The following is a 5,457-nucleotide window of genomic DNA, read 5'->3' as shown; positions in this document are numbered from 1 at the left end:
ACGTTAAGTCCGGCGGCGTCCTACTCTCCCACAAGGTCCCCCTTGCAGTACCATCGGCGCTGAGAGGCTTAGCTTCCGGGTTCGGAATGTGACCGGGCGTTTCCCTCTCGCTATGACCACCGGAACACCTTCGACCATGATCTGGTCTCAAAGCTGTTCCGACTGCTGCCCTCCGTGAAGAGGGCAGAGCGGTGTATTCAGTTTCGATTCCCGATCGTCTGTCGGGAACCACAAAGTGGACGCGAGCCCGTGCAACAAGTGCACGGAAATCAGTGTGTTATCAAGTCTTCGGCTTATTAGTACCGGTCAGCTCCACGGGTCGTTAGTCCCCGCTTCCACATCCGGCCTATCAACCCAGTAGTCTGCTGGGAGCCTCTCACACTCAAGGTGCATGGAAATCTCATCTCGAAGACGGCTTCCCGCTTAGATGCTTTCAGCGGTTATCCGGTCCGAACGTAGCTAATCAGCGGTGCCCTTGGCAGAACAACTGACACACCAGAGGTTCGTCCATCCCGGTCCTCTCGTACTAGGGATAGATCTTCTCAAATTTCCAACGCGCGCAGCGGATAGGGACCGAACTGTCTCACGACGTTCTAAACCCAGCTCGCGTACCGCTTTAATGGGCGAACAGCCCAACCCTTGGGACCTACTCCAGCCCCAGGATGCGACGAGCCGACATCGAGGTGCCAAACCATGCCGTCGATATGGACTCTTGGGCAAGATCAGCCTGTTATCCCCGAGGTACCTTTTATCCGTTGAGCGACAGCGCTTCCACAAGCCACTGCCGGATCACTAGTCCCGACTTTCGTCCCTGCTCGACCTGTCAGTCTCACAGTCAAGCTCCCTTGTGCACTTACACTCGCCACCTGATTGCCAACCAGGTTGAGGGAACCTTTGGGCGCCTCCGTTACTCTTTGGGAGGCAACCGCCCCAGTTAAACTACCCATCAGGCACTGTCCATGAACCCGATCAGGGTCCTACGTTAGACATCCAAAGTGACCAGAGTGGTATTTCAACAATGACTCCACGAACACTAGCGTGCCCGCTTCACAGTCTCCCACCTATCCTACACAAGCCACTCCGAACACCAATACCAAACTGTAGTAAAGGTCACGGGGTCTTTCCGTCCTGCTGCGCGTAACGAGCATCTTTACTCGTAGTGCAATTTCGCCGAGTTCGCGGTTGAGACAGCTGGGAAGTCGTTACGCCATTCGTGCAGGTCGGAACTTACCCGACAAGGAATTTCGCTACCTTAGGATGGTTATAGTTACCACCGCCGTTTACTGGGGCTTAAATTCAGAGCTTCGCCCAAAGGCTAACCCTTCCTCTTAACCTTCCAGCACCGGGCAGGCGTCAGTCCGTATACATCGTCTTGCGACTTCGCACGGACCTGTGTTTTTAGTAAACAGTCGCTTCCCACTGGTCTCTGCGGCCTTCAACGCTCACGGAGTAAATCCGGTCACGTGTCCGGCCCCCCTTCTCCCGAAGTTACGGGGGCATTTTGCCGAGTTCCTTAACCACGATTCTCTCGATCTCCTTGGTATTCTCTACCTGACCACCTGAGTCGGTTTCGGGTACGGGCGGCTGCAACCTCGCGTCGATGCTTTTCTCGGCAGCATAGGATCACTGATTTCCCCTTACGGGTACGCGTCGGATCTCAGGCACACAGACGACGGATTTGCCTATCGTCAGCCCTACATCCTTACACCAGGTTCACCTTACGGATACCATCGCCTGGCTCAGCTACCTTCCTGCGTCACACCTGTTCATACGCTAACCGCACCAGCATGGGGTCGAGCGTTAGACCGGCCACCATCACCCCGAAGGGATCCGGTTGTACCGGGTTAGGACTCTTAGCACCACTGGATTAGCTTGGGCGGTTGTTCGCCGGTACGGGAATATCAACCCGTTGTCCATCGACTACGCCTGTCGGCCTCGCCTTAGGTCCCGACTTACCCAGGGCGGATTAACCTGGCCCTGGAACCCTTGGTCTTTCGGAGGACGGGTTTCTCACCCGTCTTTCGCTACTCATGCCTGCATTCTCACTCGTGTAGCGTCCACGGCTGGATCACTCCGCCGCTTCACTCGCCACACGACGCTCTCCTACCACTCCGCACGACTGAACCACGAAGGCTTGTCTATAGTGCGAAATCTACAACTTCGGTGGTGTGCTTGAGCCCCGTTACATTGTCGGCGCGGAATCACTTGACCAGTGAGCTATTACGCACTCTTTCAAGGGTGGCTGCTTCTAAGCCAACCTCCTGGTTGTCTGTGCAACTCCACATCCTTTCCCACTTAGCACACGCTTAGGGACCTTAGTTGGTAGTCTGGGTTGTTTCCCTCTCGACGATGAAGCTTATCCCCCACCGTCTCACTGCTGCGCTCTCACTCACCGGCATTCGGAGTTTGGCTGACGTCAGTAACCTGTTGAGGCCCATCGGCCATCCAGTAGCTCTACCTCCGGCGAGAAACACGCAACGCTGCACCTAAATGCATTTCGGAGAGAACCAGCTATCACGAAGTTTGATTGGCCTTTCACCCCTATCCACAGCTCATCCCCTCCATTTTCAACTGAAGTGGGTTCGGTCCTCCACGACGTCTTACCGTCGCTTCAACCTGGCCATGGATAGATCACTTCGCTTCGGGTCTAGAACATGCGACTCAAACGCCCTATTCAGACTCGCTTTCGCTACGGCTGCCCCTCACGGGTTAACCTCGCCACATATCACTAACTCGCAGGCTCATTCTTCAAAAGGCACGCCGTCACCCCTACTAAGGAGGCTCCGACGGTTTGTAAGCAAACGGTTTCAGGTACTATTTCACTCCCCTCCCGGGGTACTTTTCACCTTTCCCTCACGGTACTTGTCCGCTATCGGTCATCTGGGAGTATTTAGGCTTATCAGGTGGTCCTGACAGATTCACACGGGATTTCTCGGGCCCCGTGCTACTTGGGATACACATCCGGCCATAACACCATTTCGTCTACGGGGCTGGCACCCACTACGGCCCGGCTTTCAAACCGGTTCGACTATGATGCGCTGTAACCGTCCCAGTCCGGCAGAACTGAGTGACGTGTCCCACAACCCCGACCATGCAACGCCCGCCGGCTATCACACATGATCGGTTTAGCCTCATCCGCTTTCGCTCGCCACTACTCACGGAATCACATGTTGTTTTCTCTTCCTGTGGGTACTGAGATGTTTCACTTCCCCACGTTCCCTCTACCCGCCCTATATATTCAGGCGGGAGTCACCAGGTCGCAAAGCGCCTGGCGGGGTTTCCCCATTCGGAAATCCTCGGATCGAGGCTCGATTATCAGCTCCCCGAGGCTTATCGCAGATTTCTACGTCCTTCATCGGCTCCAGATGCCAAGGCATCCACCGTTTGCTCTTAGAAACTTGACCACAAAGATTAAAATTGCGATCCAACGTCACCAATCAGCAGCCCGAGGGCCGGTCATGGATGACGCGAATCAAAGATGCTCGCGTCCACTGTGTAGTTCTCAACATACGATCGGCACCAGCACTCCCCCACCACAACGGTAGGTTCACCCTGGCCCGACGAAGGACCCGTAGGCCCAACCCCCACCACCACTCACGTGACAGCAGGAAGCCTGGTCCCTCAGGACCCAACAACGTGCACCAGTCAGCAGCTCCACCCCGACCCGTCCCAACCCTGCAAGCAGAGCGTACTGAGGTCGGAAGCATCACTCCCAACTGCACTGTCAATGTTCCACCCATGAGCTACCCGTCGGACACGTTCGGTCCGAAACAGGCGCCTGGACCAGCAACCAACCACCCATGATGGGCGACCAGCACTGACCAGATGCTCCTTAGAAAGGAGGTGATCCAGCCGCACCTTCCGGTACGGCTACCTTGTTACGACTTAGTCCTAATCACCGATCCCACCTTCGACGGCTCCTTCCACAAGGGTTAGGCCACCGGCTTCGGGTGTTACCGACTTTCATGACTTGACGGGCGGTGTGTACAAGGCCCGGGAACGTATTCACCGCAGCGTTGCTGATCTGCGATTACTAGCGACTCCGACTTCATGAGGTCGAGTTGCAGACCTCAATCCGAACTGAGACCGGCTTTTTGGGATTCGCTCCACCTTACGGTATCGCAGCCCTTTGTACCGGCCATTGTAGCATGCGTGAAGCCCAAGACATAAGGGGCATGATGATTTGACGTCATCCCCACCTTCCTCCGAGTTGACCCCGGCAGTCTCCTATGAGTCCCCGGCATAACCCGCTGGCAACATAGAACGAGGGTTGCGCTCGTTGCGGGACTTAACCCAACATCTCACGACACGAGCTGACGACAACCATGCACCACCTGTACACCGACCACAAGGGGGCGACCATCTCTGGCCGTTTCCGGTGTATGTCAAGCCTTGGTAAGGTTCTTCGCGTTGCATCGAATTAATCCGCATGCTCCGCCGCTTGTGCGGGCCCCCGTCAATTCCTTTGAGTTTTAGCCTTGCGGCCGTACTCCCCAGGCGGGGCGCTTAATGCGTTAGCTACGACACAGAAACCGTGGAAAGGTCCCTACATCTAGCGCCCAACGTTTACGGCATGGACTACCAGGGTATCTAATCCTGTTCGCTCCCCATGCTTTCGCTCCTCAGCGTCAGTTACGGCCCAGAGATCTGCCTTCGCCATCGGTGTTCCTCCTGATATCTGCGCATTCCACCGCTACACCAGGAATTCCAATCTCCCCTACCGCACTCTAGTCTGCCCGTACCCACTGCAAGCCCGAGGTTGAGCCTCGGGATTTCACAGCAGACGCGACAAACCGCCTACGAGCTCTTTACGCCCAATAATTCCGGACAACGCTTGCACCCTACGTATTACCGCGGCTGCTGGCACGTAGTTAGCCGGTGCTTTTTCTGCAGGTACCGTCACTTTCGCTTCTTCCCTACTAAAAGAGGTTTACAACCCGAAGGCCGTCATCCCTCACGCGGCGTTGCTGCATCAGGCTTTCGCCCATTGTGCAATATTCCCCACTGCTGCCTCCCGTAGGAGTCTGGGCCGTGTCTCAGTCCCAGTGTGGCCGGTCACCCTCTCAGGCCGGCTACCCGTCGTCGCCTTGGTGAGCCATTACCTCACCAACAAGCTGATAGGCCGCGAGTCCATCCCCAACCAAAAAATCTTTCCACCACCAGACCATGCGGCCAGTGATCATATCCAGTATTAGACGTCGTTTCCAACGCTTATCCCAGAGTCAGGGGCAGGTTACTCACGTGTTACTCACCCGTTCGCCACTAATCCACCCAGCAAGCTGGGCATCATCGTTCGACTTGCATGTGTTAAGCACGCCGCCAGCGTTCGTCCTGAGCCAGGATCAAACTCTCCGTAAAAAAATACAGACCCAACACCCGAAGGCATCAGACCGAGTTGATTCTGACTGTTGACTGTCTACTGACAATCTTCAATCCAAAAGGAATTGCTTCATGACC

General features: G+C 55.7%; 3 rRNA genes. All 3 read right to left on the bottom strand.

From position 1 onward, the window contains the following. Window positions 1–7: 7 nt before the first annotated feature. A 5S ribosomal RNA gene (rrf, locus tag DEJ01_RS17800) occupies window positions 8–124 on the bottom strand. A gap of 152 nt (window positions 125–276) precedes the next feature. Continuing rightward, window positions 277–3,404, bottom strand: a 23S ribosomal RNA gene (locus DEJ01_RS17795). Between the two features lie 432 nt (window positions 3,405–3,836). After that, a 16S ribosomal RNA gene (locus tag DEJ01_RS17790) occupies window positions 3,837–5,358 on the bottom strand. The 16S, 23S and 5S rRNA genes sit together here, the layout of an rRNA operon. Window positions 5,359–5,457: the final 99 nt, after the last annotated feature.

This window comes from Curtobacterium sp. MCLR17_040 (assembly GCF_003234735.1).
Lineage (GTDB): Bacteria > Actinomycetota > Actinomycetes > Actinomycetales > Microbacteriaceae > Curtobacterium > Curtobacterium flaccumfaciens.
Note: the sequence above shows the minus strand (reverse complement) of the source record. Positions and strands in the feature narration are given on the sequence as shown.